Consider the following 22,837-nt stretch of genomic DNA (forward strand, 5'->3'; position numbering starts at 1 on the left):
ATATGTACACGGCCAGCGGAAAATCAGATAAAAATTTTCTCCTCAGGGAGCATGCGCCTTTGGTTAAGCGACTGGCTTACCAATTAAAGGCGCGCTTGCCTCCCAGTGTTGAGGTGGATGATCTGGTACAAGCTGGAATGATTGGTCTGCTTGATGCGATCAGTCGTTACGAAGATACGCACGGTGCACAATTCGAAACCTATGCCGTCCAGCGGATTCGTGGCGCGATGCTCGATGAGCTGCGCAACACCGACTGGTTGCCGCGTGGGGTTCGGCAAAACATGCGGAAAATCGAAAATGCGATGAACCAGATGCAGCAAAAGCTGGGTAGGCCGCCGACAGAAACCGAGGTGGCGAAGTCGCTCAAGTTATCTTTGGGCGAATACCAGGAGCTTTTAGGCGAGAGCGGTGGACATCAGCTGGTGTACTACGAAGATTTCCACGACGCAGAAACAAAAGAGCACTTCCTCGATCATTATTCTTCCGATAATTCAGGTGATCCTTTGCAGGATTTATTGAACGATGATTTCCGCGATGCAGTTATCGGTGCAATTGACAGCTTGCCTGAACGCGAGAAGTTGTTGATGGGACTGTATTACGAACAGGAATTAAATCTGAAGGAAATCGGCGCGGTGATGGGAGTCTCAGAGTCGCGCGTGTCTCAGCTACACAGTCAGGCGGTTGCACGTATGCGTGCTCATTTAAGGGAGAAAGCGTGGACTGGGCTAGCTTAGCAGGACTTATTCTCGTCGTTTTCGGCATCAGCGTCGGTCAATTGATGGAGGGGGGGCGTCTTTCATCATTGGTACAGCCAGCGGCATTTGTGATTGTGGTGATCGGTACGCTGGGGGCAGTTCTTTTGCAGAGCCGCATGAGCACTTTCCGGCGAGGTCTGCGTATGTTGAAATGGATCGTTTCCGAGCCGAAAGATAACAGTAGTAAAAATATCCAGGATGCGTTGGTCTGGAGTGCTGTTGCCCGGCGTGAGGGATTTTTGAGCCTTGAGCGCTACATGGATGCAACTGATGACGCCTTTATCAGTAAGGGATTGCGCCTTGTGATTGATGGTGTTGATCCCGCGCGACTGAAAGATATTCTGGATGTTGATATTTCGTTGTATGAAATCGAGCAACGGCAGGCGGCCAAAATATGGGAGGCAGCGGGCGGCTATTCGCCGACGATCGGAATTTTAGGCGCGGTGTTAGGGCTGATTCACGTCATGGAAAATCTGACCGATCCGTCTAAACTGGGCGGCGGTATTGCTGTGGCATTCGTCGCGACGATTTATGGCGTCGGTTTGGCTAATTTGTTCTTTTTGCCTGTCAGTAATAAGCTAAAAGAAATTATTGGCAGAGAAATTACCCGACGCGAAATGCTGTCCGATATCTTTTACAGTATTGCTTTGGGTGACAGTCCGCGTATTGTCGAAGAGCGGGTTGATAACCGCAGCAGTCAGGTTTAAGCATGGCAAGAAAAAAATATCACGAAGAACCGGAAAACCACGAGCGCTGGATGGTTTCTTACGCTGATTTCATTACCTTGCTGTTTGCTTTTTTTGTCGTTATGTATGCGATCTCTTCGCTGAATGAGGGGAAGTATCGCGTATTGTCCAGCTCCCTGACCGGTGCATTCAGCAATGACCCTGCTTCTTCGGTTATTGCCGGAGCTACTCAACAAGTGGTAAAGCTGGATCCTCTTCCTATAGTGAAGCGGAAATCAAACGAAAATATACGGAAAGAACGCGAGGTAATGACCGGTCTGGCAAAAGATGTGCTCGCCGCGCTTGAGCCTTTGGTAAAAGAGGGGAAGGTCAGGGTGACACAAACCGCCAGAGGCGTGACCATAGAAATCAATGCCAGCTTGCTGTTTCCACCAGGCGAAGCGAAGTTAAATGCAGATTCAGTGCAGGCACTGACTGCGATTGCATCTGTCTTGAAACTCGATAATCATGCAATTCAGGTTGAAGGGCATACTGATAATGTGCCAATTAAAAATTCGGTTTTTCCCTCTAACTGGGAATTGTCAGCCGTCCGCGCCAGTACGGTAGCCAGGCTTTTAACAGAAAATGGTGTCGATGAATTCAGGGTGACGGCTGTCGGCCAGGGAGCAAAATTGCCAGTGGATTCTAATGATACTCCCGAAGGACGATCGCGTAACCGCAGGGTAAGCGTGACGATTTTGTCTGTATTGCCGGAACCTGTGGTGGAGATTCCTGTTCCGACCCAGGCACCAATCACACCCTGATGAAACGCATAAAAAAGCCCCGGTTCCGGGGCTTTTTTATGTATTAAGGGGACTATTCAGCAAACGATCTCAGCGGACAATCAGCCCTTTCGCAGGGGTTGTTCTGATTGATGACTGACCATCAGGCCCATACAGGGATCCAGTTGTTGTTCCTTGTTGAAATGCACTCAGAGCAGTCTGATTTTGAGACAGCCTGCGGGTGATCATCAGACCATTGGTCTTGTTATCTTCTTTGGCTTGTGCTGTTAATGTCAATAAACTGTCCCAGAGCGACTGTGCTTCTGGGCTTTGACGTACAAAATTTAATGTGCTGTCTGCATCTTCGCCAAAACCTTGCTGTTTCAGGTGCGAGTGACGCAGTTTGTCAAAATCAGCCAGTTGACGCACTAGATCGTTTTTTTGCACTGAGGTTTGGTTAAGGCGCACTACATCGCCTTCTACAAGCGCGGCTTGCTCTTCTTTGAGTAAGTCAGCGAGTGCTGTCATTGCTTCTTTTTCCGCTTTTAAGCACTGCAGAATAGCTTCGCTGTTTGCGCTTGTACTGGTCATATTAACGTTTTCTGGAGTTAAGTAAATCTTTCACGGTTTCCAGAAGTCCATCAGCAACTTTTTCGGAGTTCACCTGAAAGCGCCCCTCAGAAATGGCTAATTTAATTTCTTCAACCTTTTTGGCCTCAAATACGCCACTGCTCGCCTGTGTACTTTGCAAAGCTTGCAATTGCGTAGAAAGAGGAGAAATTTTTACGTTTATAGAAGGCGCCGGAGTGGAAACAGTTCTCTCTGGTGCTTTTTCTGTACGTACAGGCTGCTGGCTGGGTAAACCAGCAGCTTTATTTAGTGTGTCATCAATTTTCACGGCGTTACCCTCGAAAGTGGGAATAGTCTGCTTCTACTATCCGGTTATCGGCCAGGTATTTTTAAACTTTAATTTTACGTACAAAAATATTCGCATGCCCAGACCATTCGATTGCTCGAGTCTGTTGAAGCATTAATTAGTATGTTATTTCGATGATACCACCGGCTTTTGCTATGCCACTGACAGTCTGTCCGTTACTTGTTCTCGCCTTCGCTACCTGACCTTCCGCCGCATTATTCAGTGCCTGAGCGTCTGTTGCAACCTGAAAGCCGGGTCCATTACTGACAACTCTGACGGATTGACCTTGTTGTACCACTGCCGGACTACGAAATAAATCCACACGTAAGGGGGTGCCGGAAGAAACCGAGCTTTGTAAAGATTTGCCTAACACTTGTTCGGGGTTGGTAACGATCCCGGCCGGTAAATTGGATATATCGCCTTTAATTTTACTCATGTCATCAGGCACTACTAGCTGCCCCTGGCTCAGGGTGCGGGATGCGACATAGTACTCAGAAGTGATCTGGACGTTTGCCTGCAAGTAAATAACCCAGTTGACAGGGGCTGTGCAACGGACTCCAACAGTGATCTTCCCCCATGCTTTGCTCCCGCTTGGCAGAAATGCGACGGGCGACTGACAGGCTGCCAGATTCAGCCGCTTATCTACCTGTCCCATTGTGATGGTCGTTTCCCCGGTCTGAGCCTTGGCCTGATGATATAAAAAATCGGCCGCCAGTTTTCTGACGATTTCGTGGTCCTGCATTGCAGCCGTCATTTGAGCCTCAGCGTACGCAGACGTCAGCACCAACAAAAAAATGATTAATTTGGCAAATTGTTTCATAACTCATGGGATGCAAACTACTTAGGATGTGTTCTCATTTTAGAGGTCCGGATTGGTTTACTAAGCCTTGAATAGAAGAGGTTTTTCACCTTTACTCAATGAATTGAATTACCTGAGGCGGATATATGATGCCAATCATGGAAAACCGTGATGTGGCTGGCGAATCGCTGGCTTTAGATTGGCGAGAGGTTTGAATGACTAAATTAGATGATTTCATGCGTTTTCACGAAACAGCATTGTCTGTTCGTGGGCAGCGGCAACAATTGCTCGCATCTAACATTGCCAATGCTGATACGCCAAATTACAAAGCCAGGGATATTGATTTCACCTCTGCGTTGAATAATGCCCTGCAACAGAATGCGAGGCAGGTGACGCCGGGACTGAATAAAACTGATTCGCAGCATATGGGAAGTGCCTCAGCGGAGGCTGGGGTAGAGCCAATGTACCGAGGCGTTTCTCAGGGCAATATCGACGGCAATACTGTGGATATGGATGTTGAGCGTAATCAGTTCGCCGAAAACTCACTGCGGTATGAGGCGAGTCTGACAATTATTAACATGCAAATCCGTAACATGCTTGCAGCAATTCAGGGGTGATCATCATGTCGCTTTTTAACGTTTTTAATGTGGCAGGTTCCGCCATGAGTGCTCAGGCTCAGCGCCTGAACGTAGTGTCGAGTAATCTGGCGAACGCCGATAGCGTGACCAGTTCTGACGGAAAACCATACAAGGCAAAGCAGGTGGTATTCAGTGCAGTACCTGTTGCAGGCACACCTTCGACTGCGGTTAAGGTGACGGAAGTCGTTGAGGATGCAACACCTGCAAAACTCAAGTACGACCCCAAACATCCGCTTGCCGATGAAAAGGGCTATGTGGCAATGCCCAATGTCAACGTGGTCGAGGAGATGGTGAATATGATTTCAGCATCCCGATCATATCAGACCAACGTTGAAACGATGAATGCAGCGAAAACCATGTTGTTGAAAACGCTGACTTTGGGTCAATGATCCTCATAAAAAGGAAATGAAATGACAACGATACAAAGTAATACAGTTGATCAGAGTCTGCTCAATACCATGAATGGTACGGCCAGCAGCACATCCGCCGCAAAAACGTCAGAGAGTACCTTCCTGAACTTGTTAGTAACGCAAATGAAGAATCAGGATCCGTTGAATCCTATGGACAATGCTCAGGTAACAAGCCAGATGGCGCAATTATCGACGGTATCAGGCATTGAGAAATTGAATGCCTCGTTTGCTGCACTCAGCAGCAATATGCAGGCGAGCCAGAATTTACAGGCAGCTAATATGATCGGTCATGGTGTTATGACTGAGGGGAGTTCCATTTCGCTCTCGAGCTCGAAAGCAATTTACGCCGTTGATCTGCCGCAAGCGGCCGACAAAGTTGAGGTGGTGATTAAGGATGCATCAGGTGCGACAGTGCGGAAAATGAGTCTGGGCGCTTTGCCAGCCGGTGTGAATGATCTGACCTGGGACGGTAAAACCGATTCCGGTGCGGCCGCAGCGGATGGTTCCTACACCTTTGAAATCGCAGCGAGTTCGGGCGAAAAGGCATTGGATGCGACTAAATTATGTTTTGGTATGGTCAATAGTGTGAGTTCCGGTACAGGGGGCGTGAAATTGAGTGTTTCCGGTGTCGGTGAAATATCAATGGCAGATGTAAAGCAAATTTTCTGAGACTGCTGATTGCTCGGGTAATCGCGGTATTTAAAATGAGGGAGAAAAATCATGGGTTTTCAGCAGGGTCTTAGTGGATTAAATGCAGCGTCGAAATCACTGGATGTGATCGGTAACAACATTTCGAATGCGAATACAGTCGGTTTTAAGCAGGCGCAAGTTCAATTTGCTGATGTATATGCCAATTCTTTAAGTGGTGCATCTGCGAATGCTGTTGGGATCGGTGTACGGGTATCGACGATTGCCCAGCAATTTACTCAGGGTAATATCAGCTCGACAAATAATCCGCTTGATACAGCAATTAACGGTAACGGTTTTTTCCGAATGGTAAAAAACGGAGCAGTCACTTATACCCGTAATGGTCAGTTCCAGCTCGATAAAAATGGCGGTCTGGTCAATGCGCAGGGGCAGCAACTGACCGGGTATATTGCAAATGCCGCGGGCGTCCTTTCTACCGGATCAGCGTCGCCCATCACGATTAATACTGCGGATATTTCACCTGCACAAACAGCAAAAATCAGCGGCGTAATGAATCTGGATTCGCGTGAATATGTACCAGGTACGCAATTGCCAGTGACCATTCCTCCTACTATCACGCCGATCGCTTTTTCTCCGACTGATCCGACCTCCTACAATAAATCGACGTCAGTAACGGTGTTCGACAGCCTGGGTAATTCACACGTCTTACAAACTTACTATGTACGTGTCGATCCTGTCACGACGCCACCGGCAACCGCTGGCACCATCGAATGGAACGTTTTTGCGACCGTGGATGGCAATCCCTTTAACGCAGCAGGTGCTTTGACTCCGACAGGTACGACACCGACGCCGATCGGTAAGCTGGCATTTGACAACCTGGGTAAGCTGACGGGTGCGATTCCCGCATATGCTGCCACTGATCCGCGCGCTCTGCAGATGATTGTGCCCGTCGCTTCCGGCGCTGTCACACCGATCAATACGACTGCGAATATCAAATTTGATTATACAAATTCGACCCAGTTCGGCTCGGATTTCAGCGTCAGCAGCATGAAGCAGGATGGTTATACATCAGGCAAATTATCAAAATTTAATACCGCCAAAGATGGCACGATCGTTGGTAGCTATACCAATGGTCAGACGAAAGTCTTAGGTCAGGTTGTTCTGGCGTCATTTACCAATTCCAACGGTTTGCAATCCTTGGGTGATAACCAGTGGGCAGAGACTTCCGAATCTGGTCAGCCGCTGGTTGGTCCACCAAATTCAGGCGGTCTCGGTGTGTTAACTGCGTCTGCGACTGAGGATTCCAATACAGACCTTACGGGTGAGTTGGTCAATATGATCACGGCACAACGTGTTTATCAGGCGAACTCACAAACCATTAAAACGCAGGATCAGATTTTGCAGACGATTGTGAATCTGCGTTAATGACTTGAATGAAAACAGATATTGAATTGGGTGTGAGCGTGTCGGGAGGTAGTAATGGATAGGTTGATTTATACAGCGATGACGGGTGCCAAGCATATTCTTGAGCAGCAGGCGACGAATGCGCACAATCTGGCCAATGCGACGACCACAGGTTTCCGTGCCCAATTGGATTCATTCAGGGCAGTGCCGGTGCAGGGTGCTGAGTTGCCGACCCGCGCTTTCGTTGTCGATGCAACGGTCGGGACGGACTTTTCCACAGGTAGTCTTCAAATGACCGGACGTGAACTGGATGTCGCGGTCCAGGGCAAGGGGTGGCTGGCGGTGGAAAAGCCGGATGGTACCGAGGGCTACACCCGCAGTGGTAGTCTGAAGTTAAGTGAAAACGGTGTTTTACAAACACAGAATGGCTTAAATCTGATCGGTGATGGTGGTCCGATTACGATTCCGCCTGATGTGTCGATCGCGATCGCGAAAGACGGTACTGTCTCAACCGTGCCGGTAGGTTCTAATCCGAATGCGGTGCAGGTGATCGGTCGCTTAAAGCTGGTGAATCCGCCGGAAGAAAATCTGGTGCGCGGCGACGATGGATTTTTCAAAACGAAAGACGGTAGTGTTGCCGATGCGGATGCTGCGGTCAGTGTTGCCGGTGGCATGCTGGAAAACAGTAATGTCAGCGTGGTGGAATCGATGGTGACTATGATTAATCTCGGCCGGCAATTTGAAATGCAGATGCGCCTTTTGCAGAATGCTGAGAATAACGCGGCAAAAGCCAGTCAGCTCCTTAGTTTGAGCTAGTCGTTTCAGGCGCACAATAACCGGTAACAAATTACGCTGTTCACTACGCCGCATGGCGTGCAGGAGAAATCAATGATACGTTCACTCTGGATCGCCAAGACTGGCCTGGATTCACAGCAGACACAAATGGATGTGATTACCAATAATCTGGCGAACGTCAGCACCACCGGATTTAAGCGCTCACGTGCAGTTTTTGAAGATTTGCTGTATCAGACAATACGTCAGCCCGGTGCGCAAAGTTCCCAGCAGACGCAACTACCGTCTGGGTTGCAGTTAGGCACGGGTGTACGTACAGTCGCAACCGAGAAAATTTTCACACAAGGGAATTTACAGCAGACCGGGAATGCCAAGGATGTGGCCATTCAGGGGCAGGGCTTCTTTCAGGTGCTGATGCCTGATGGCTCCACGGCATACACACGTGACGGCTCTTTTCAGATGGATAGCCAGGGTCAATTGGTGACGTCGAGCGGCTTTGTGATTCAGCCTGCGATCACCATTCCTGCCAATGCGCAGTCCATTACTGTTGCGCGTGATGGTACGGTTTCTGTCACGCAGCCTGGTTCGAGCGCGCCGGTACAGGTTGGTTCCATTCAGCTAGCGACGTTTATCAATCCCACAGGCTTACTGGCGCTGGGCGAAAACTTATACGCAGAAACGGCCGCATCCGGGAATCCGGGAACCAATACACCGGGAACAAATGGCGCAGGTTTACTGATGCAAAATTTTGTCGAGACCTCGAACGTCAATGTCGCAGAAGAACTGGTCAATATGATACAGACTCAGCGTGCTTACGAGATTAATAGTAAGGCGATTACGACCTCGGATCAGATGCTGCAAAAATTGACGCAACTCTGATTGTTAACCAGTTGAGAACATCATGAAGGCTTTATTTTTATCTGCCACTATCGTGTTGTCGCTGACGGCGTGCTCAGTCACTCCGCCAGCCATCGTACATCAGCCGACATCGCTGCCGGCACAGTCCGCCAAACCGCATAAAGAAATTAACGGCGCGATTTTTCAGTCTGCGAGCTATCGTCCGTTATATGAAGATGCCAAGCCGAGAATGGTTGGTGATGTATTGACAATTGCCATCAGTGAGAGAACTTCGGCAGCAAAAGGTAGTGCCAGCTCTTCCAGTAAATCGTCAGGTTTGTCACTGGCAGCACCAACCGTTTTTGGTGTTCCGTCTTCGACCACTGCAAAGCTCGGCCTGAGTACGAACGGGTCCTCAAAATTTGATGAGAAAGGCGCAGAAACGGCCAGCAACAGTTTTACCGGAACGATTGCTGTGACTGTCATTGATGTTTTGCCCAATGGTAATTTGCTGGTCAGCGGTGAAAAGCAGCTTGCCTTTGATAAGGGCGCTGAGTTTGTTCGCTTCTCGGGTGTGGTCAGTCCGCAGACAATAGCTGCAGGAAATGTTGTGCCATCGACGCAGGTAGCCGATGCGAGATTTGAATACCGTTCGACAACGAGAATTGATAAGGCAGAAGCTAACTCGATGCTGACGCGTTTCTTCCTCAGTTTTCTTCCTATGTAAGAAACTGAAAAGAGGTTAGATATGAAAAAAATTACGCAGTTGCGGTCGTTGCTTTGTACGTTGCTTATCAGTCTGACGATGGGGATGACACTGACGGCAGAATGTCAGGCAGAGAGGTTAAAAGATCTTGCCGGTATTCAGGGCGTTCGTCAGAATCAGCTGCTGGGTTACGGTCTGGTGGTCGGTCTTGATGGAAGCGGTGATCAGACAACGCAAACGCCCTTTACTGTGCAAAGTATCGTCAGTATGTTGCAGCAGATGGGGGTTGCTCTACCTGTCGGCACCAGTCTGCAGTTAAAAAATGTCGCAGCGGTCATGGTGACGGCGTCGCTTCCGCCATTCGCGCAACCAGGACAAGCACTGGATGTGACGGTGTCTTCGATGGGAAATGCGAAGAGTCTGCGTGGTGGTACGCTGCTGATGACGCCGCTGAAAGGTGCGGATAATCAGATTTATGCGATGGCGCAGGGCAATGTGCTGGTTGGTGGTGTCGGCGCTTCCGCGAATGGTAGTAAAGCGCAAGTCAACCATCTGAGCGTAGGACGCATTTCTTCGGGGGCGACAGTGGAGAGGGCGGTTCCCAGTTCAGTGGGGCAGGGCAATACGATACAGCTGGAATTGAATACTTCCGATTTTTCCACGGCGAGCAGAGTCGTCGATGCGATTAACCGCCGGTTTGGCCCGGATACAGCGGCTGCACTGGATGGGCGAGCGATACAGGTGAAGGCGCCAGTCAGTCCGGATCAGCGGGTCTCATTTTTAGGTGCGCTGGAAAGCTTGGATGTGACTCCTGCTCAGACTGTAGCAAAAGTGATCCTGAATGCACGGACTGGTTCTATCGTCATGAATCAGGCCGTGACGCTGGATTCCTGCGCTGTTGCACACGGAAATCTTTCTGTTGTCATCAATACCGATAATGCGGTCAGTCAGCCAAATGCATTGGCAGCAGGTCAAACGGCAGCAACAGCGAATTCAGGCATCAGCATCACCAAAGATGCCGGGCAGTTAATGATGCTGAAAGCGGGCACATCCTTGGCCGCTGTTGTGAAAGCCTTGAATGCGATAGGTGCGACACCTCAGGATTTGCTGGCGATTTTGCAGGCGATTAAAGCCTCTGGTGCTTTGCGTGCAGAACTTGAGATTATTTAAGGAAGCCTCATGATCGGTCGTGCTGATCTTTCGGATAATAAATTAGCTTTCGATAGCAAGAGTCTGGATGGTCTCAAGCAATCCGCGAAAGATAATTCTCCCGAATCAATCAAAGCAGCAGCCAAGCAATTTGAGGCGCTGTTCATGAATATGATGCTGAAGTCTATGCGTCAGGCAGGTGGGCAGGACGGTCCATTTGACAGCGAACAAACCCGGACCTATACGTCCATGCTAGACCAGCAGTTGTCACAATCGATGGCAAACCGGGGTATCGGTTTGGCGGACGCCCTGGTACGGCAACTGACCAATAATGCTGTGAGCCAGGCTTTGCAATCGGAGAATGGCGCAGGCGGAAATGACCTGGGTATCAGCGGAAACATTGCAGGTAACGCCAAAGGCATCAGCTCCTATCTGGATAACCTGAAATTTGAACCGCAACCGGCGGCTGTGAAAAGTAATTTCTCCGGACCGGCGCATGTTCGCGAATTTCAGGAAAAATTAAGCGCTGATGCTGAGGCTGCAAGTAAGGCTACAGGGATTCCGGCGAAGTTCATGTTAGGACAGGCGGCTCTCGAGAGTGGCTGGGGCCGCCGTGAAATTAAAACGCTTGATGGCAGTACCAGTCATAATATTTTTGGTATGAAGGCCAACAGTAAGTGGAAGGGGAAAACGGTTGATGCGGTAACAACGGAATACGTCAATGGTGTTGCTTACCGTAAAGTTGAGAAATTTAAAGCCTACGACTCCTATGCCGATGCGTTTAAAGACTATGCGAAGCTTCTGACAAAAAATCCTCGCTATGAAAATGTGATTGCGAATGCCAAAGATGCAACCAGTTTTGCTGTCGGTCTGCAAAAGGCAGGCTACGCAACTGACCCGCAATACGCAAGTAAACTGACTAAAATAATCAAACAGACAATGGCGACTTAAGCATCAATGCTGCCGGCTATTGCTTGTTATTTTTATCATATTAAAGTTTTTGGGTTTTTCACCGAAAACATCAAGGTGATAGCTGAACAAAGCTCAAATAATCAATAGGTTAAATTATGGGTACAAATATTCTGAATATCGGGCAAACTGCATTGGCCGCTGCCCAAATGGGAATTAGTACCACGGGACATAATATTGCCAATGCCGGAACGCCAGGCTATAACCGTCAGGTCGTATTGCAATCGGCAAATGCGCCGCAGTTGCTCGGCGGTTCTTTTGTCGGACAGGGCGTTTCTATCAGCCAGATACAACGCCAGTACGACGCATTTATCAGTCAGCAAGTCAATGCGACGCAGACAACCAAGAATCAGGCTGACGCGTATTATTCTCAGATTCAACAGATCAATAACCTGATTGCAGATCCCACGGCTGGTGTAACACCTGCTCTGCAAGAATTTTTTACGTCGATACAAAACCTTTCAGCAAGCCCGAACGGAACCGCCGGTGCGGCAGCACGTCAGGCTGTTTTATCCAGTGCACAGTCCTTAGCCGGCCGTTTCAATAGTTTGCAGACACGTCTGGATGAAATACGTGAGAACGTTAATGGTCAGATCGGCGGTGCGATCAGTCAGATCAATACCTATGCGACGCAGGTCGCGAGCCTGAATGAGACGATAGCGAAATCGGTCAGCACCACAGGTTCGCCTCCAAACGATTTGCTGGATCAGCGAGACCAGTTAATCACTGAGATGTCGAAATACACCAAAGTGACGGTGATTCCTCAGGATAATAAATATAATGTCTTTATCGGTAACGGCCAACCTCTCGTATTAGGAGGCGTCGTTAACCAGCTCGAATTGAGCGTCTCTAAAACTGACTCGACCAGAGCTGAAGTGTCCTACTCGGCTAACGGTACGTCCGTACAAATTGCGGAAAATGGTTTGCCGGGCGGTGTGTTAGGTGGTTTGTTTGATTTTCGTGCGAATACATTGGATCCGGCGCAGAATGCGATCGGTCGTGTTGCTATCGGTATCGCGACTGCGTTCAACGAGCAGCATGCACTGGGGCAGGATTTAAATGGTGCTACTGGCGGAAAGTTTTTTAACATTCCTCAGCCGATCACAACACCAAGCACATCAAACACAACCAATGCTGATGTTAACGCGACTATTTCCGATGTCAGCGCCCTGACAACCAGCGATTACCGTCTGCAGGTAACCAGTCCCGGAAATTACCGCATCATCCGTGTCTCGGATGGGCAGACCCAGACCGCGACATCACAGCCGATCAGAGTTGACGGTATCACGATGGAATTTCCGCAGCCGCCGGCTACGCAGCCCGCGGCTGGTGATGAATTTTTGATCCGTCCAACTCTGGCTGCAGCAGCCGGTTTTTCCGTGGATATGATTGATCCATCAAAAATTGCGGTCGCTGCGGCAATCAAAACAGCTGCACCGACAACGAATATCGGGAGTGGAAAAATTTCAGTCGGTACTGTCGATTCGGCTGTCGCGAGTGCATCAACCTCGGCGACTGCCACGATCAGCCCGGTTAAAACGGATAGTTCTTTCTCCGCTTCTTCTGTCACGCCACCGGTAACACTGACGTATTCAGGTGGTTCTTTGACCGGGTTTCCAGCCGGAGTCAGCGTTTCTGTGACCGTGGGAGCGACAACGACGAATTATGCTCCTCCTGCGACAGTACCATACACAAACGGGGCAAAAATCAGCTTTTCTGGCATGAATTTCACGATCCAGAACAGTTCTGGTGCACCGGCAAACGGGGATACTTTTACTGTATCGCCGTCTGTCCCTGTTGCAGCATCCAAGCTGACTTTCAATTCCGCCGGTAACACCCTGACTGGATTCCCTGCCAATGCAAATGTGACTGTCACCAGAGGGACAACATCAACAACATATCCGGCGGGAAGCGCGGTTCCTTACTTTGATGGCGCAACTTATAGCTACTCAGGTACAAGCTTTACTTTATCCGGCACGCCGTCAAACAGCGATGTTTTTAATATTTCGGCAAATGTGACGGGCTCTGGCGATAACCGGAATGCTCTGCTGTTGGCGGGAATACAGACAAAAAACAGCATGGTTGGCAGCACCACGACGATACAAGGTGCTTATGCGCAATTTGTAAGTCAGGTCGGCAATAAAACCCACGAGTTGGGAATCACGACAGCATCTGAAGCAACCCTGCTGAAAAATGCAACCGACAATCAGCAATCCATCTCTGGCGTGAATCTTGATGAGGAAGCCGCCAATTTACTTAAATACCAGCAGGCATATCAGGCTGCCGGTAAATTGATGCAGATTGCCAGTCAGTTATTCGACGCAATACTGGCCATCGGAAGGTAGGTAATATATGCGCATCAGTACCAGTATGATCTATGAGGGCGGTGGTTCCCGCATCAGCGATCTGCAATCTTCTCTGAACCGTACGCAACAACAGATTGCTTCCGAGCGCAAGATACTCACGCCAGCGGATGATCCTATCGGTTCCGCACGTGCTTTGGTGATCACACAGGCAGACGCAATCAATGAGCAGTATGCCGTGAATCGTGGGAATGCTAAAGATAACCTGCGTATGGCAGAGAGTACTCTCGGCAATGTCACGACGACGCTGCAAAATCTGAAGACCCTGATTGTCAACGCCGGTAACGGTACGCTGAACGATAAGGATCGCGGTTACATTGCGGTTGAAATGCAGAGCAATCTCGATCAGTTGTTAGGCCTGGCAAATACAACCGATGGCACGGGTGCTTATTTGTTCTCCGGCTTCTCAACGACTACCGCACCTTATACCAAGACGATTAATGGAGCTGTTTATAATGGTGACCAGGGACAACGGTATCTGCAAGTCGAAACATCCCGTCAATTGCCTCTGAGCCCCCCCGGAACGCAGATTTTTGAAAATATCCGTACCTCGCCGGGTCAATTTAATGTTGTTCCGAATCCATCAAACAACGGGCAGGTTGTGGCTGCCGTCAGTATCAATGCGCCGACAGCGAATGCATTGACTGGTCAGAATTACGATATTGCATTTGACTCAACCGGTTTGAATTTCACTGTTACGAACAAAACGACTGGCGTCGTCGTTGTGCCCAGCACTCCCTACACCAGTCCGGCCACGGTGACGGTGGATGGGATGGACATCACGCTGACCAACACACCGGGTGCTCCGGGACCGGGAGATCATTTCAGTGTGCAGCCGGGTAATCAGAACATTTTTGAAACGCTGACTGACATTATTAATGCGCTCAACACGCCGGCAACGACCAGCAGCGCGAAGAAAGACCTTGCTGCTGCATTGGCTCAGGGAAATAATAATCTGGATGCGTCCTTGAGTAATGTACTAACTGCACGTGCGCAGTTAGGTGCAAGTCTGAAGGAAATTGATGATCTGGATAGTTTTGGTTCAGCCAATTCGCTGAATTACAAATCTGCATTATCGGATATTCAGGACTTGGATTATGTGAAAGCGCTGACATCCCTGTCGCAGCAGCAGACGACTTTGCAGGCAGCGCAGCAATCATTTGTGAAAACTGCCGGACTGTCATTGTTTAATTACATTAATTAAATCGTTTTTCTGCGCATTATTTTTTAAGGTGTGTCTCTGTCAGATCGGCAGATTCACACCTTTTCCATTTCTTCTGAATCGAGAGCAATTACATGGGTCTGCAGTAGACCGCGCTCATCGTGCCATTCCCGCATGACGCATGGATAACCATCTTCGTCCAAGTCGATGACTTTAAAAAATTGCCCTATCATCGATTCAATCAAGATGCGTTCGTCTTCCGGGAAGTTATTGATAAATTTTTTACTCAAGGTGACGATGCGGACGATATCGCCAATGGCGACGGTTTGATTTTTGCAATCGGTGACAGGTGTGGTGGACATGAATGTTTGATCAAATTAAAGGCGTATGCCATTGTACTGGCAAACTTCTGCTCGAAGAAGTCTGCTGCCTGCTCTCATGAAAAAAGGACTTAAATCCCAGCATGGATTTAAGTCCTTTTTTATTCTGTCGCGACTCGTTTCCGAGCCTGCGAAGTCAGGTTGGATCAGTCTGTTTCAGTTTGCTTTCACATTCTTTTCACGGGCAACCAGATACAGGGTCAGAATGATGACTGCATACGGAATCAGCGTTAATCCATTCGCGTAAGCACCTTCAAAGAATGGATTATGCGCAGTAGCCCAGTCACCGATCGCTTTGTCGAATCCTGTCAGGATACCGGCGGTAAACGCAATCACGATACCTGCCAGTGCGCCACCGGCAATGTAACCGGAGGAAAGCAATACACCGGAACTGCGGTCGCCAGCGGCCTGCATTTCTTCCGCGTTCAGCGACTTATATTGATCAAGTTTGTTGTTACGGCGGTCCACCAGCCAGCGTATCATGCCACCGATAAACAAAGGTGCGGACGAAGACAATGGCAGGTAAACGCCGACTGCAAAGGCCAGCGAAGGAATGCCCGCCATTTCCAGTACCAGTGCGATCATCACGCCAAACAAGACCAGTGTCCACGGCAGTTGCTGATCGAGTATGCCCTTGATGATGTAAGACATCAGTACGGCTTTCGGCGCATCATATTTCTTGACTTCCGTACCGTCCGGGCGCTTGTTGTAAGCACCATTGATACCCGGATCAACCAGATACACGGCTTTGCCTGCGTTATCGACCAGATATTTACCTGCCGGGCCGCCAACCGTATCAGTTTTGTGCCAGACTTTGTAACTCGCTTTATCCTGCTCTGCCTGCGGACCTTGCAAACTGGCGGTTTCCGTCAGTTTGCTGGCGTCGGTGCTCAATGCCGGTGCGACCTGTGCGGCAGGGACGTAGACGGTACCCGCATCATTCAGTTTCAACAGAATAGGGCCGAGTATCAGCGCTGAAGAAAGGGCACCGGCCAGAATCGCGTATTGCTGCAGGCGTGGCGTTGATCCCACCAGATAGCCGGTTTTTAAGTCTTGCGAAGTCGTGCCGCCATTGCTCGATGCGATACAGACAATCGCGCCGACCGACAAAGCAGTAACGTAATACTGACCACCAGTCCAGCCCATCAGCAAGAAAATCAGGCAAGTGAATAACAGCGTGGCCACTGTCATGCCGGAAATCGGATTAGATGAGGAGCCGATTTCACCTGTCAGGCGCGAGGAGACGGTCACAAACAGAAAACCGAATACCAGAATCAGCAAAGCACCGAGAAAATTCATGTGCAATGGTGTGGCAAAGGTGATGATGGCAATGATGGCAAGCGCGCCGATCACAACCCATTTCATCGGAATATCCTGATCCGTGCGCAATGTCGCAGCAGCATCATTTTTACCATTGCGCATACCAGCCAGACCCGCCGAAAGGCTGCGCCAGATGGTTGGCATCGCACGCACCAGGCTGATCAGACCGCCTGCCGCAACGGCACCGGCACCGATGTAAAGAATATACGAGCTGCGGATATCATGCGGGCTCATCTCGCTGATGAGTTTGGTCGCCGGTGCCAGAGGCGTTAGCAGCGCATCGCCAAAAAATTTGATCATCGGAATCAGCAGCAGGTAAGACATGACGCCGCCCGCAGCCATCACGGCGGCGATACGCGGTCCGATGATGTAGCCAACGCCGAGTAATTCTGGGGACACTTCCGCGCCCAGGGAACCAGCTTTGAGCGGTGCGCCGAACGTGACTTCCGGTGTGTCTTTCCAGCCTTTAAATGCAACGTTCGCAATTTTGTACAGCAAGCCTATGCCGAAACCTGCAAAAATAATTTTAGCGCGGCGGTTGGCATCGTCCTGTGCATGCGGGTTGCTGCTTTCTCCGGCCGCTTCGCGTGAGGTATCGGTCGCTGCGGCTTTCAATACTTCCGCGCATGCCGTACCTTCAGGATATTTCAGTTCGCCATGTTTTTCGACGATCATTGTCCGGCGCATGGGAATCATCATCAGAATGCCCAGCAATCCACCGAGACAGCCGACCAGCATCACGCGCGAAATTTCCAGATCAAAACCCAGAATCAGAATCGCCGGCATGGTGACACCAAGACCAAATGCCAGCGACTCACCTGCAGAGCCGGCGGTCTGCGTAATACTGTTTTCAAGGATAGTTGAATCTTTACCACCGAACTTGTTAAACAAGCGGAACAGCGTGATGGCGATGACAGCGACCGGAATCGATGCACTGACCGTTAAGCCGACTTTGAGCACCAGATACAATGAAGAAGCACCGAAGATCATGCCGAGAATGACACCCATGATTAAGGCGCGCGCGGTCATTTCCGGTAGCTGTGCCGATGCCGGTATGTACGGCTTGAATGAAGAAGCTGACGTTTCTTTTGGCATTGAATTACCTTTTTTATTGTCAATGAAGAGCCCGTATTGTTTGATTCCCCCGGGCCCGCCTGAAATCACTGATCGTTAAGACATTTTCTTAAACGATAAGCAATGAACACCGATCGCGCATTATCACGCTTTTTTTCTTTTCTGCGCAATCGTATGCGCACCGTGTCTGAAAATATGTCTGTAACGCCGCATCGTCAACACGGCTGCTCATAACGATTGCCGTTCTTCCTGTGGGCTTAAGCTCGGTAACACGCTGATGCCGCGAATAATCGGATTGCGCCACGCGAATGCAGCCAGTATCAGAGCTGTGGCGCCAGCGAACGCCAGCGAATTATGCAGGCCGGCGTGTTCACCCATCCAGCCGCCGATCAGCGCACCGGGGCCAGCCGGTAACAGGATCAGCCAGCGCATGGTACTGGTCATGCGTCCCAGCATAGGTTCAGGAGTCACGGCCTGCCGCAAGGCGAGAAAATTAATGAAAATCAGCACCGCGCCAACGGAATAACACATCAGCATCAGCGCGAATGAGACAATACCCCATTGATTGGCCGGCGCGATGGCTAGCAAACTCCAGCCGGCACCGCAGATCGTGATACCCAACACCATACATGGCCCCGGTCCGATTGCGCGGCTGATGCGGTAACCGTAAACGCTGGCAAGAATGGTACCGACGCCCATGCCCATGTAACTCAGGCCGACAGTCTGCTCGGAGAGGCCGAGCGTACGGGTAGCATATAAAATCTGCACAACCAGCGCTGCGTTGTAGCAAAGTTGCCAGCCGCCGACGGTAGCGGCAAGCGCCAGTAATAAAGGTTTTTTAGCGACAAAATGAATACCGGCTCTCAGGTCTCGCCAGAAAGCTGAATCCGTCGCAACCGGCCGGTGTTCGGTGACGTTGATGCCACGCAGTATGATTGCCGAGCTGATCAGCAATGCAGCATCGGCGATCAAGGCGACCGGTGCACCGAGCAATTTGATCAGGGCGCCGGCAGTGGCTGGTCCGGCAACTTCAGCACCGGAAGTCGCCAACGCATTTTTGGCATGTGCTTCGACCAGACGTTCCCGCGGTACGATTTGTGTGAGAACGATTTGTGCAGCGGTTCCCGCCATGGTATTGACCATGCCAATGATGAAACCGACGACATACAACCAGCGCATGCTCACCAACTCCAGCCACCACGCCACCGGTACGCTGACGACGGCCAATCCTATGATAGTTTCGCCAGCGATATAGACCGGCAATTTGCGCATACGGTCAAGCCAGACCCCGGTAGGCAGCGACAACAATACAAACGGCAGCGTTTCCATCATCGTCAGTATGCCCATCTGGCTGGCGCTGGCATTGAGCATCACCGCGGCGGTCAGTGGCAACGCCAGCATAGTGATCTGTGCGCCGAATGAGCTGATCAGTATCGACGTCCACAGGCGACGGTAGATCCGATCCCGTAACAGATCGTTGGCTGGCAGTGAAAATCGCTTTTGTAAAAAATTTTTGCGCATGAGTGGCGTCGGATTTTGTTTTGTTCACACGATAGTCCGGGACATGGTCGTGCAGACTGAGATCATCACATGCGGCACCGCGGTCATCCGCGATTACAATGTAGGACATCGGTACTGGGGATGCCGTCGTTTGCATTTTTAGCGCTGGTAGCCAGCATGCACAGGCATATTAGAGGTGTGCAGCATGAGGATGGTAGATATTTTTACGCAGTTTTAGTTCCGGTGAATAAGAAATATGTTTGCACAAGCAATAGTGGTAATCGACTTTGAAACCTCGGGCATGAGTCCGGAGCAGGGTGGTCGGGTGACCGAAGTGGCGGCTTTACGCGTGGTGGGGGGCGAAGTCGTTGATCGCTACGTGTCCCTGATTAATTGCGGCGTACGTATTCCGTATTTCATCACTGAGCTGACCGGTATCACGCAGGCCATGGTGGATCAAGCTCCGGCTGTCACAGAGGTGATGCCGGCGCTGGTGGATTTTATCGGTAACGATACTCTGGTCGCGCATAACGCGAGTTTCGATGAAAAGTTTCTGAAAGCCGAAAGTGATCGTCAGGGTTTGTGGCCCGAACATGATGGACTGGTTTGTTCAGTCAAGCTGGCGCGGCGGATTTTTCCGGGCATGGAGAGCTATTCACTGGGGCGGCTCGCGTCTGCACTCGGCATCCGTTTTCAGGGCGCTGCGCACAGGGCAGAGGCCGACGCCGAAGTCACTGCCGCGCTGATGCTGCATGTGGCAGAAGAGTTGCGCCGTCGTTATGCGGTGGCGGCGATTGATCCGCAATTACTGATTGCGGTGAATCAGCTCAGCGCTGCCAAGGTGCCGGCATTTTTGCGGAAACAGTTTGCCCTCGCGTAAGCTGGTCATCCGGCACCGTCAGCAGATTTGCTGCAGACGAGGCATAATCTCGACCTGATGTTGAATTGTTGAAGGAATGCTGACGATGAACCAGCCACAAAAATACCGGCACTACAAAGGTGGTGTTTATGAACTGGTCTGTGAAGCGATACAGGAATCCGATCTCAGCCCGGTGATCGTTTATCGTTCCCATAACGGTAGTATCTGGACTCGTCCGAAATCGGTGTTTTTTGAAACGGTGGAAGTGAATGGTGTTCATGTGCCACGTTTCGCCGCGATAGACGACGATGAGGTGCAGCGCTTGTCATCGTAAGATTGGGCAATAACGGGTGTCAGACGCTGAAATTGCGTTCATCAACTGCCTTCGGAACCCTGAAATATACTCCCCCCCAGTATATTTAAACCCCCTTTGTTTATAAGGACATGAAGGTGAAATTGGCACATACTCCCCAATTTATCGCTAAGACAAAGGGTGTCACAGCAAACTGATGCGACGGAACTGCTGCCCAGACGACACTCCCACACGATACCGTTGTCACGAGAGCAAACAGGTTTCATGCGAAAATAACACCACTCACTTACAGGAACAGGAGAAATGATGAAACGCTTTATTCTTGCCATATCACTGACTTTGCTCGGCGCACAGACGCAACTCAGCGCTCAGGAAGTGCTGCGCCTGTCCACCACGACCAGTACCGAAAATTCCGGCTTACTGAAAGCCATTCTGCCGGACTTTGAAGCGAAAACGCACATGAAGGTGCATGTGATTTCCGTCGGTACAGGCAAGGCGCTGGAACTGGCGAAAAACGGCGACGTCGATGTCACGCTGGTACATGCGCGTGCAGCAGAAGATAAATTCGTTGCCGAAGGTCACGGTATTAACCGCCGCGATGTCATGTATAACGACTTCATCATCGTTGGACCCACGGAAGATCCAGCCGGACTGAAAGGCAGCAAAGATGTGATCAATGCACTGCGCAAACTGGTGGCGAGCAAAGCGAAATTTATTTCGCGTGGTGACAATTCCGGTACCGATCAGATGGAGCAGGCGTACTGGAAAGAAGCGGGCGTAAAACCCGCGGGCAGCGCCTATGTATCTGCCGGTCTGGGGATGGGGGAAGTGCTGACGATGGCTGCGCAGATGCAGGCATACACCCTGACTGACCGCGCGACTTACGGAGCGTATAAAGCGAAAACTGGGTTGGCAGTGCAGGTCGAGGGCGATCCTAAAATGTTTAATCCTTACGGCATCATCGCGGTTAATCCTGCGAAGTACAAGGACATCAATATTCGTGGCGCCAATAGCCTGATCGAGTGGATGACCTCGGCAGAAGGTCAGAAAAAAATTGCTGACTTCAAGGTTGACGGACAGCAATTGTTTTTTCCTTCTTACAAAAAGCAATAATTAACAATAACAGGACTTACGCAAAACCGCTTCGGTGACGTTGTGGCTCCCGGTCGTACTGTCCGAATGCCTTCGTCGCCATGCCTTGCCGGAGCAATTTTGTGTAAATTCCAGACAATCGATAAGCGGATTTCCTTTTACTTTTCAGTTTTTCGTTTTTATGGCAAGGGTGTTCGTCAGTTGAAGACCCTGACCGATGTCTTACCACCATGAACAATCATTATGGATAGTGTTGATCTCGAAGTGCTCAAATCCTGCGATGCCTGGATCAGGAGCGGGCTCCGCTGCGAGTTGGTGACAGTGATCAAAACCTGGGGTTCCAGCCCGCGTCCCGAAGGTTCTATGCTGGGTATTTGCGAAGATGGTCGCGTGATTGGTTCTGTGTCCGGCGGCTGCATAGAAGATGATCTGATCGCCCGGGTACAGCAGCATGGCATTACCCGCATTGTCCCGGAAATTGTCACTTACGGTATTACCGCAGATGAGGCGCATCGTTTTGGTCTGCCTTGCGGCGGTACGATACAACTGGCGATAGAGCCGCTGACTGATCGCAGCAGAATAGGTGAATTACTTGACCGACTTGCCGGGCACGAACTCACAGCACGAACCGTGGATCTGGCCTCGGGTGACGTCACGCTGGCGAAGGCCGATGCAAACGCGCAACTGATGCTGACGTCTGAGCGCCTGATTACTGTACATGGCCCGCGCTGGCGCTTGCTGATTATCGGCGCTGGTCAGTTATCCCGTTTTCTGGCGGGCATTGCCGTTGGTATGGATTATCAGGTGACCGTGTGTGATCCGCGTGAAGAATATCGTGTCGGCTGGCAGGTGGATGGTGTGCAGGTCGTTCATGCGATGCCGGATGATCTTGTGCTGGAAATGCAGCTCGACAGCCGCAGCGCCGTGGTGGCTTTGACGCATGATCCTAAACTCGATGATCTGGCACTGATGGAAGCGTTAAAGACCGAAGCGTTCTACGTCGGTGCAATTGGTTCCCGTCTGAACAATGCGAAGCGGCGCGAGCGTTTGAAACAGTTTGATGTCAGCGACGCGCAACTCGCAAAATTGCATGGCCCTGTCGGCTTGTATATCGGTAGTAAGACACCGGCTGAGATTGCGATTTCAATTCTGGCGGAAATGACCGCCGTCAAAAACAAAGTTCAGCTTCCCGCCGGAACCCGGGTTGAAGAAGCCAAATTACTTGCGGCTCAGCTTGCCTCTGAAGCGTATTGCGGTGTCTGATCATCGCGAATCGCCGCGATATCCGTTTTCTGCAGCGCTGG

24 protein-coding genes are annotated in these 22,837 nt (G+C 50.4%); 18 read left to right on the forward strand and 6 right to left on the reverse strand.

Annotated elements, in window-relative coordinates; genetic code table 11:
* Positions 1 to 2: 2 nt before the first annotated feature.
* From ACOTSW_RS07515 to motD, 3 genes are read left to right on the forward strand one after another with little or no spacing between them, the layout of a single operon-like run.
* Entirely contained in the window at positions 3 to 734 is a 732-nt protein-coding gene (locus ACOTSW_RS07515) for an RNA polymerase sigma factor FliA (RefSeq protein ID WP_423681950.1), read from the forward strand.
* Complete coding sequence (locus ACOTSW_RS07520; RefSeq protein WP_423681951.1) at positions 716 to 1,462, forward strand: flagellar motor protein; 747 nt, start codon at positions 716 to 718, stop codon at positions 1,460 to 1,462. The genes ACOTSW_RS07515 and ACOTSW_RS07520 overlap by 19 nt, the downstream gene beginning before the upstream one ends.
* 2 nt (positions 1,463 to 1,464) lie before the next feature.
* A complete protein-coding gene (gene motD, locus ACOTSW_RS07525) occupies positions 1,465 to 2,244 on the forward strand; it encodes a flagellar motor protein MotD (RefSeq protein WP_423681953.1) in 780 nt (259 codons plus the stop codon).
* 69 nt (positions 2,245 to 2,313) lie between these two features.
* Here motD and ACOTSW_RS07530 read toward each other — a convergent pair whose 3' ends face one another.
* From ACOTSW_RS07530 to flgA, 3 genes are all read right to left on the reverse strand, one after another.
* Entirely contained in the window at positions 2,314 to 2,793 is a 480-nt protein-coding gene (locus ACOTSW_RS07530) for a flagella synthesis protein FlgN (protein WP_423681954.1), read from the reverse strand.
* 1 nt (position 2,794) lies between these two features.
* Entirely contained in the window at positions 2,795 to 3,100 is a 306-nt protein-coding gene (gene flgM / locus ACOTSW_RS07535) for a flagellar biosynthesis anti-sigma factor FlgM (protein WP_423681955.1), read from the reverse strand.
* 136 nt (positions 3,101 to 3,236) lie between these two features.
* Positions 3,237 to 3,872, reverse strand: coding sequence for a flagellar basal body P-ring formation chaperone FlgA (flgA, locus tag ACOTSW_RS07540; RefSeq protein ID WP_423681956.1), 636 nt, complete (start codon positions 3,870 to 3,872; stop codon positions 3,237 to 3,239).
* Positions 3,873 to 4,132: 260 nt separating this feature from the next.
* On the opposite strand from flgA, the gene flgB reads away from it, so the two are divergent.
* The 11 genes from flgB to flgL all read left to right on the forward strand — a co-directional run bounded on the left by flgB (position 4,133) and on the right by flgL (position 15,037).
* Positions 4,133 to 4,534 carry a flagellar basal body rod protein FlgB gene (flgB, locus tag ACOTSW_RS07545; RefSeq protein WP_423681957.1) on the forward strand — a complete coding sequence of 134 codons (402 nt, stop codon included), beginning with the start codon at positions 4,133 to 4,135 and terminating at the stop codon, positions 4,532 to 4,534.
* Positions 4,535 to 4,539: 5 nt separating this feature from the next.
* Positions 4,540 to 4,944 (forward strand): flagellar basal body rod protein FlgC, encoded by a 405-nt coding sequence (flgC, locus tag ACOTSW_RS07550; RefSeq protein WP_423681958.1) that lies wholly within the window; start codon positions 4,540 to 4,542, stop codon positions 4,942 to 4,944.
* A 21-nt stretch (positions 4,945 to 4,965) separates the two neighbouring features.
* A complete protein-coding gene (locus ACOTSW_RS07555; RefSeq protein ID WP_423681959.1) occupies positions 4,966 to 5,634 on the forward strand; it encodes a flagellar hook assembly protein FlgD in 669 nt (222 codons plus the stop codon).
* A gap of 51 nt (positions 5,635 to 5,685) precedes the next feature.
* Positions 5,686 to 7,038, forward strand: coding sequence for a flagellar hook protein FlgE (gene flgE / locus ACOTSW_RS07560; protein ID WP_423681960.1), 1,353 nt, complete (start codon positions 5,686 to 5,688; stop codon positions 7,036 to 7,038).
* Between the two features lie 54 nt (positions 7,039 to 7,092).
* Positions 7,093 to 7,833, forward strand: coding sequence for a flagellar basal-body rod protein FlgF (gene flgF / locus ACOTSW_RS07565; RefSeq protein WP_423681961.1), 741 nt, complete (start codon positions 7,093 to 7,095; stop codon positions 7,831 to 7,833).
* A 72-nt stretch (positions 7,834 to 7,905) separates the two neighbouring features.
* Entirely contained in the window at positions 7,906 to 8,688 is a 783-nt protein-coding gene (flgG, locus tag ACOTSW_RS07570) for a flagellar basal-body rod protein FlgG (RefSeq protein WP_423681962.1), read from the forward strand.
* A gap of 22 nt (positions 8,689 to 8,710) precedes the next feature.
* Positions 8,711 to 9,373 carry a flagellar basal body L-ring protein FlgH gene (locus ACOTSW_RS07575; RefSeq protein ID WP_423681963.1) on the forward strand — a complete coding sequence of 221 codons (663 nt, stop codon included), beginning with the start codon at positions 8,711 to 8,713 and terminating at the stop codon, positions 9,371 to 9,373.
* A 78-nt stretch (positions 9,374 to 9,451) separates the two neighbouring features.
* Entirely contained in the window at positions 9,452 to 10,522 is a 1,071-nt protein-coding gene (locus ACOTSW_RS07580) for a flagellar basal body P-ring protein FlgI (RefSeq protein WP_423682274.1), read from the forward strand.
* A 9-nt stretch (positions 10,523 to 10,531) separates the two neighbouring features.
* Complete coding sequence (gene flgJ, locus ACOTSW_RS07585) at positions 10,532 to 11,452, forward strand: flagellar assembly peptidoglycan hydrolase FlgJ (RefSeq protein ID WP_423681965.1); 921 nt, start codon at positions 10,532 to 10,534, stop codon at positions 11,450 to 11,452.
* Positions 11,453 to 11,568: 116 nt separating this feature from the next.
* Positions 11,569 to 13,815 carry a flagellar hook-associated protein FlgK gene (gene flgK / locus ACOTSW_RS07590; RefSeq protein ID WP_423681966.1) on the forward strand — a complete coding sequence of 749 codons (2,247 nt, stop codon included), beginning with the start codon at positions 11,569 to 11,571 and terminating at the stop codon, positions 13,813 to 13,815.
* Positions 13,816 to 13,822: 7 nt separating this feature from the next.
* Positions 13,823 to 15,037: a flagellar hook-associated protein FlgL gene (flgL, locus tag ACOTSW_RS07595; protein ID WP_423681967.1), complete on the forward strand. Its 1,215-nt coding sequence runs from the start codon at positions 13,823 to 13,825 to the stop codon at positions 15,035 to 15,037.
* Positions 15,038 to 15,090: 53 nt separating this feature from the next.
* On the opposite strand, the gene ACOTSW_RS07600 is transcribed toward flgL, so the two are convergent.
* The 3 genes from ACOTSW_RS07600 to ACOTSW_RS07610 all read right to left on the reverse strand — a co-directional run bounded on the left by ACOTSW_RS07600 (position 15,091) and on the right by ACOTSW_RS07610 (position 19,290).
* Positions 15,091 to 15,357 (reverse strand): hypothetical protein, encoded by a 267-nt coding sequence (locus ACOTSW_RS07600; RefSeq protein ID WP_423681968.1) that lies wholly within the window; start codon positions 15,355 to 15,357, stop codon positions 15,091 to 15,093.
* A gap of 174 nt (positions 15,358 to 15,531) precedes the next feature.
* Positions 15,532 to 17,790, reverse strand: a complete 2,259-nt coding sequence (locus ACOTSW_RS07605; protein ID WP_423681969.1) for an OPT family oligopeptide transporter — start codon at positions 17,788 to 17,790, stop codon at positions 15,532 to 15,534.
* A gap of 207 nt (positions 17,791 to 17,997) precedes the next feature.
* Positions 17,998 to 19,290 (reverse strand): MFS transporter, encoded by a 1,293-nt coding sequence (locus ACOTSW_RS07610; RefSeq protein WP_423681970.1) that lies wholly within the window; start codon positions 19,288 to 19,290, stop codon positions 17,998 to 18,000.
* A gap of 235 nt (positions 19,291 to 19,525) precedes the next feature.
* Here ACOTSW_RS07610 and ACOTSW_RS07615 point away from each other — a divergent pair, with 235 nt between their 5' ends.
* The 4 genes from ACOTSW_RS07615 (at position 19,526) to ACOTSW_RS07630 (ending at position 22,796) form a co-directional block, all read left to right on the forward strand.
* Entirely contained in the window at positions 19,526 to 20,149 is a 624-nt protein-coding gene (locus tag ACOTSW_RS07615) for a PolC-type DNA polymerase III (protein WP_423681971.1), read from the forward strand.
* An 85-nt stretch (positions 20,150 to 20,234) separates the two neighbouring features.
* Positions 20,235 to 20,462 carry a DUF1653 domain-containing protein gene (locus ACOTSW_RS07620; RefSeq protein WP_423681972.1) on the forward strand — a complete coding sequence of 76 codons (228 nt, stop codon included), beginning with the start codon at positions 20,235 to 20,237 and terminating at the stop codon, positions 20,460 to 20,462.
* A 285-nt stretch (positions 20,463 to 20,747) separates the two neighbouring features.
* Positions 20,748 to 21,554, forward strand: coding sequence for a substrate-binding domain-containing protein (locus ACOTSW_RS07625; protein WP_423681973.1), 807 nt, complete (start codon positions 20,748 to 20,750; stop codon positions 21,552 to 21,554).
* Positions 21,555 to 21,776: 222 nt separating this feature from the next.
* Positions 21,777 to 22,796, forward strand: a complete 1,020-nt coding sequence (locus ACOTSW_RS07630; protein ID WP_423681974.1) for an XdhC family protein — start codon at positions 21,777 to 21,779, stop codon at positions 22,794 to 22,796.
* The last annotated feature ends 41 nt before the right edge of the window (positions 22,797 to 22,837 follow it).

Origin of the sequence: Undibacterium sp. WLHG33, from assembly GCF_049544815.1 — a bacterium.
In the GTDB taxonomy this organism is placed as follows: Bacteria; Pseudomonadota; Gammaproteobacteria; order Burkholderiales; family Burkholderiaceae_D; genus Undibacterium.